The sequence below is a fragment of the uncultured Sphingomonas sp. genome (assembly GCF_946477935.1).
Lineage (GTDB): Bacteria > Pseudomonadota > Alphaproteobacteria > Sphingomonadales > Sphingomonadaceae > Sphingomonas.
The window spans coordinates 1-5,617 of record NZ_CAMLAC010000235.1; the positions used below are offsets into that span (position 1 = coordinate 1).

At 68.6% G+C, this 5,617-nt stretch carries 5 protein-coding genes; 1 reads left to right on the forward strand and 4 read right to left on the reverse strand.

The annotated features are described in order from the left end of the window. A partial coding sequence (locus Q0U08_RS17315; protein ID WP_367271156.1) for a lipopolysaccharide biosynthesis protein occupies positions 1 to 894 on the forward strand: 894 nt, incomplete at its 5' end. A 38-nt stretch (positions 895 to 932) separates the two neighbouring features. Here Q0U08_RS17315 and purH read toward each other — a convergent pair. The 4 genes from purH to Q0U08_RS17335 form a co-directional block, all read right to left on the reverse strand. After that, positions 933 to 2,522 carry a bifunctional phosphoribosylaminoimidazolecarboxamide formyltransferase/IMP cyclohydrolase gene (purH, locus tag Q0U08_RS17320; protein WP_298092875.1) on the reverse strand — a complete coding sequence of 530 codons (1,590 nt, stop codon included), beginning with the start codon at positions 2,520 to 2,522 and terminating at the stop codon, positions 933 to 935. 46 nt (positions 2,523 to 2,568) lie between these two features. After that, the gene (locus Q0U08_RS17325; protein WP_298092877.1) at positions 2,569 to 4,296 is read right to left on the reverse strand and encodes a heparinase II/III family protein; all 1,728 of its coding nucleotides are present in this window, start codon (positions 4,294 to 4,296) and stop codon (positions 2,569 to 2,571) included. After that, complete coding sequence (gene rpe, locus Q0U08_RS17330; RefSeq protein ID WP_298092879.1) at positions 4,293 to 4,949, reverse strand: ribulose-phosphate 3-epimerase; 657 nt, start codon at positions 4,947 to 4,949, stop codon at positions 4,293 to 4,295. Before rpe ends, Q0U08_RS17325 begins: the two co-directional genes overlap by 4 nt. Positions 4,950 to 4,983: 34 nt before the next feature. Then, on the reverse strand, positions 4,984 to 5,617 hold a 634-nt coding region (locus Q0U08_RS17335; protein WP_298092880.1), incomplete at its 5' end, for an RsmB/NOP family class I SAM-dependent RNA methyltransferase.

Consider the following 5,617-nt stretch of genomic DNA (forward strand, 5'->3'; position numbering starts at 1 on the left):
GAACTCTCCCAGCTCTTCGCCCTCGCCCGCGCCAACGCCCCCCTCGCCGGCGCCGACGCCCTCGAATGGGGCAGCCGCAACGTCGACCGCTTCATCCTCGGCGTGATGTTCGAACCCAAGATCGTCGGCATCTATTACATGGCGCAACAGGTCGCCAGCCTGCCGCAGAAGCTGAAGACCAGCTTCGACCCGATCCTCGGACCCGTCATCACCCAGAGCCTCGCGGTGCGCGACTATGGCGCGATCGCGCGTCAGGTGCGCCAGGTCGCGTTCTGGATCATGGCGGCGCAAGGCGGCCTCGCGCTGATGGGGTCGATCCCGGGAGAGGCGGTGATGGGCGTCGTCGGCCCGCAATTCGTGGCCGGCACCGCCGCCCTCGCCTTCCTGCTGACTGCCGAAGTCCTCGCCTCGACGGGCGCGGTATGCGAATCGGCGCTGGTCTACACCGCGCGCCACCGCAATCTGATGATTTCGATCGTCATGCTGGGCGTACAGGTGGGCCTGAGCTTCGCGCTGATCCTCGGCATGCGCGCGCTCGGCTGGCCCGCGACATGGCAGGCCGCCGGCCCCGCGGTCGCACTGATGCTCAGCCTCGGCATCACCTCGATCGTGAAGGCGACGCTGCTGTCGCGCATCCTGAACGCATCCGTTTCACCGCTGCGCTGGCCGCTTCTATGGGCGGTGGGCGCCGCAATGGTAGTCGGCGTGGGCTTCACCGCGCTGCCGCCGCGGCTGGAATGGGTGGAGCTTGTCGTCGGCGAACCGGCGATCCTGGCAACCTATCTGTTCGTTCTCTGGCGCTTCGCCTTCGGCCCCGCCGACCGCGCCCTGTTCGGCAAGATGCCCGACGCCGAGGAAGCGACGTTGCCGCATGCTGGCGGGGTGACGCGGTAAAAAGGCTCCTCCCGCGCCTGGCGGGAGGAGCCTTCCGATCAATGCCGGAAGTGGCGCATGCCGGTGAAGACCATCGCCAGCCCGGCCTCGTCGGCGGCGGCGATCACCTCGTCGTCGCGGATCGATCCGCCCGGCTGGATCACTGCGGTCGCACCCGCCTCGACGGCGGCGAGCAGCCCGTCGGCGAACGGGAAGAACGCATCCGACGCCACGGCCGAGCCGATCGTGCGCGGCTCGGCCCACCCGGCCTTCTCCGCCGCATCCTTCGCCTTCCAAGCGGCAATGCGCGCTGATTCCAGCCGGTTCATCTGGCCGGCGCCCACGCCCGCCGTGCTGCCGCCCCTGGCATAGACGATCGCGTTCGACTTCACATGCTTGGCGACCGTCCAGGCGAAGCGGCAATCGGCCAGTTCCTGCGTCGTCGGGGCACGCTTCGTCACCACCTTCAGCATGTCGTCGGTCAGCCGACCATTGTCGCGGCTCTGCACCAGCAGACCGCCGGCGATCGACTTCACCATCAGGCCGGGCCGCGCCGGATTGGGCAACGCACCCGACAGCAGCAGCCGGAGGTTCTTCTTCCGGGCAAAGATTTCGCGTGCTTCAGCGCTGGCATCGGGCGCCACCACCACCTCGGTGAAGATGCCCGAGATCGCCTCGGCGGTTTCCGCATCCAGCGGCCGGTTGCACGCGATGATGCCGCCGAACGCCGATACGGTGTCGCAGGCGAACGCCGCCTTGTACGCGTCGAGCAGCGTCTCACCGCTCGCCACGCCGCACGGATTGGCATGCTTGACGATCACGACAGTGGGCGGCCCGTCGATAAACTCCGACACCATCTCCAGCGCAGCATCGGCATCGTTCAGATTGTTGTAGCTGAGCGCCTTGCCCTGCAACTGCTCGGCCTGCGCGATCCCTCGCGCCCCCTTTTGCGGCAGGTAGAGGGCGGCTACCTGATGCGGGTTCTCGCCATAGCGCAGCGGCTCGTGATGCCGGGTATAGGCCATGGGCAGCGTCGCCGGGAACGCCTCGCCCTGGTCGGCAAAGGCGAACCATTGCGCGATCGCCGCATCATAGGCCGCGGTTGCGGCATAGGCCTTGGCGGCGAGGCGGCGGCGCGTGTCGATGCCGCTGGCGCCGTCATTCGCCGCCAGTTCGGCGAGGAAACCGTCATAGTCGGAAGGATCGGTCAGGATCGCGACATAGGCATGGTTCTTCGCCGCCGAGCGCACCATCGACGGGCCGCCGATATCGATATTCTCGATGATCTCGTCGCGCTCGGCACCCTTGGCCACCGTCTGCTGGAAAGGGTAGAGGTTGACGACAACCAGGTCGATCGCACCGATGCCATGCTCCTCCATCGCGCGCGCATGCTCCGCATCGTCGCGTACCGCGAGCAGGCCGCCATGCACCATCGGGTGCAGCGTCTTGACCCGTCCGTCCATCATCTCCGGAAAGCCGGTGACGTCGGAGACGTCGCGCACGGGCAGGCCGGCATCGCGGATCGCCTTGGCGGTGCCGCCGGTGGAGACGAGGTCGACGCCCCGATCGGCAAGCGCGCGGGCAAGGTCGATCACCCCCGTCTTGTCGGATACGGACAGGAGGGCGCGCTTTACGGAAATCTGGGTCATCGGGGCTCCGGGAGTGGAGGGGAACACCGCCGAAGCCCTGTAACGCTCAGAGCGCGCGCTTCAAGGCCCAGCTTACATGCCCGCCGCCCGCCGGCGCCTCACCGGTGACGACCAGTTGCTGCGTTTCGACCGGGCGACCGTCGGGATCGATCCACAGCGAATCCTCGATCACCAGCGCGCCGCCGCGGCAACGGAACTGCCACAGCGCGCCGCTGGTCATGCGCAGCACCGCCGCCGACCCTTCCGGGCTCAGCACCGCCTCCACCTCTTCGCCCAGATGGAAGCGTAGCGCGAAGGGCGTCGTGCCGGTGCGCCGCTTGCGCCCTTGCGGCAACAACGCGTCCTCACCGCGCAGTTCGCGTCCGTCGCCGGTCAACAGCAATTGCCGGCGATGAACGAAGCCCCAGCGGCGGACATAGCCGTCGTGGCTCGCCTCGATCCGGCTGGCAGCCTCCGATTCCTGGCGGCTGAGTTCAACCTGCCCCACGCCCCGGCCCAGCGTGCCGTCGGCATGGATCGCGGTGGAGTTCGAATCGCCCACCACGAGCGTCGAATGCGCCGCGGTGGTGCGCAGCCCGTCCGCCAGGCGCATCGGCAATTGCTCGACCGCGGCCCGCGCGCCGCCGCAATTGACCACGATCCTCTCCGGCCCGTCCGAAAACTCGAACGCCAGCGTGGAGGCGCAGCCGCCGTCCACCATCTGTGCGATCGGCGGGGGGGCGGCATCGACCACCAGCACCGCACCGCCGCCGGCAAGACGCTGATAGCCCCAGTTGCGCGGCTGGCGCAGCGGCCGGGTGCGCACGCCCGACGCCTCGATGATCGCGGCGATCTGTTCGGGCTGTTCGGGGCCGGCCCCCTGCCAGCTCGACAGCGCCCGATCGGGATGCATGACGCCCAGCAAAGCCGAGACCATCCGCTGCAGCGTCGCCGCGACATCTTCGGGCAGGGTCTTGCCCACTGCGGCATAGGCCTCGCGCAGCATGGCGAGCAGCATGATCGAATCGAGCAACTGGCCGGGACTGCGCGACACCGATCCGCCATCGTCGAACAGGCCGGTGCCCAATGCGCGCGAGAGGCCCACCTCGCCAAAGGTCAGGCGCGGCTCGCCACCGGGGATCAGCAGCCCCGCCGCGACCACACCGCACCAGGCGGCAATCCGCGGTGCACCCGCCGGGGCCTTGTCCGCGCCGCGGTCCAGATGCCGTGCCCCGCGCGCCATGGCGTTCAGCACCTTGGATCGATAGACGAGGTCGTTGGATGACAGGATCAGCGGCGCATGGCTGGTCCAGAACAGGATGCGGCGGCCCCAGAGATCGGGCCGCCACGCCAGCGCATCCACCGTCTCGGCATGCGCATCCAGCCAGCGCCCCATCAGGAACTCGGCCACCGGCGCACCCTGCTGCCGCGTCGCCACGGTGGACAGGTCGCGCAACCAGGCGAAGCCATGCAGATACTCGGCGATCGGCCCGGTCAGCCCGGCCTGCGTGAACCACAGCTTGTCGATCTCGCGCTCGGCCCCGCGATAGCGGACGAAGCCGTCGAGCAGCGCATAGCCGCGCGTGGCATCGCCCAGCACGGGATCGTCGGGCACCGCGATCAGCTTCAACGGATGCCGGCCCTTCAGCCGCATGCCGTGGATCGGCGTCCGCCAGGTCAGCCGGTGGAAACGCTCGGCAAGCCGCTCCGCCAGCGACAGGCCGCTCGTCCCGCCGACGCGGACCAGGCGCTTGCCCTCTTCGATTCCGTCCGGCGCATCCAGCGGCTGGTTCATCCGCGCAGGGCCGCGATATTGGCGGCGTACCTGTCGGGACCGCCCCGGAACGCCGCGGTGCCCGCCACCAGCGCATCCGCGCCCGCCTCGATACAGCGCCGGGCATGGGTGGCATCGACCCCGCCGTCCACTTCCAGGTCGATCGCCCGGCCGCTCATCTCGATCATCTTTCGAATGGCGGCGATCTTCTTCAACTGGCTGTCAATGAAGCTTTGCCCGCCGAAGCCGGGATTGACGCTCATCACCAGCACCAGGTCGACCATGTCGATCAGGTAATCCAGCATCTTGGCCGGCGTCGCGGGGTTCAGCACCACGCCGGCGCGCTTGCCCAACCCCTTGATGTGCTGGATCGTGCGATGGATGTGCGGCCCCGCCTCGGGGTGCACCGTGATCGTGTCCGCACCCGCCTCCGCAAAGGCGTCCAGATACTGGTCGATCGGCGAGATCATCAGGTGGACGTCGAACGGCTTGGTCGTGTGCGGGCGCAGCGCCTTCACCACCGCCGGGCCGATCGTGATGTTGGGCACGAAATGCCCGTCCATCACGTCGATATGGATCCAGTCCGCGCCGGCGGCGTCGATGGCGCGCACCTCCTCCCCCAGCTTGGCGAAGTCGGCGGACAGGATGGACGGAGCGATACGGACGGGCTGCATGGGGGATGGTCTCTAGGGCTAATGAAAGGTTAAGTCAGCCGTTGCGTTCCAGCAGCGCGATAAAGAAGCCGTCGCACCGCCCGTTCTCCGCCAGATCGCTGGGCAGCGTGCGGATATAGGGTGTTGATTTGCCGACCGATAACGGTGCTTCCACATCGACCACCGTGTAGTCGGAATGCGCGGCCAGGAACGCCTCCAGTTGCGCCTCGCCTTCTTCCGGTTCCAGCGAGCAGGTCGCATAGACCATCCGCCCGCCCGGCCGCAGCCATCCGGCGGCCCGCGCCAGGATCTTGCGCTGCAACGCCGCCATTTCCGCGATCACTGATGGGCGGACGCGGTACAGCACGTCCGGATGCCGGCGGAAGATGCCCGTCGCGCTGCACGGCGCATCGATCAGGATCGCATCGACGGCCGCGGGCGGTGCCCATTGCAGCACGTCGGCGCACACCACGTCCGCCGCCAGTCCGGTACGCTCCAGATTCGCGCGCAGCCGCTCCAGCCGGGTCGGCGATGCGTCCAGCGCGGTCACCTGCCATCCTGCGGCCGCCAGTTGCAGCGTCTTGCCGCCCGGTGCGGCACACAGGTCCAGCACGCGCCCCGCCCCCTGCCCCAGCAGCCGCGCCGGGCGGCAAGACGCTGCAACTGGCGGCCGCAGGATGGCAGGTGAC

What these genes read in the sequence shown, in the direction of transcription:
- purH (WP_298092875.1), bottom strand. Translation starts at nt 2,522, where the DNA reads ATGACCCAGATTTCCGTAAAGCGCGCCCTCCTGTCCGTATCCGACAAG.
- rpe (WP_298092879.1), bottom strand. Translation starts at nt 4,949, where the DNA reads ATGCAGCCCGTCCGTATCGCTCCGTCCATCCTGTCCGCCGACTTCGCC.
- Q0U08_RS17325 (WP_298092877.1), bottom strand. Translation starts at nt 4,296, where the DNA reads ATGAACCAGCCGCTGGATGCGCCGGACGGAATCGAAGAGGGCAAGCGC.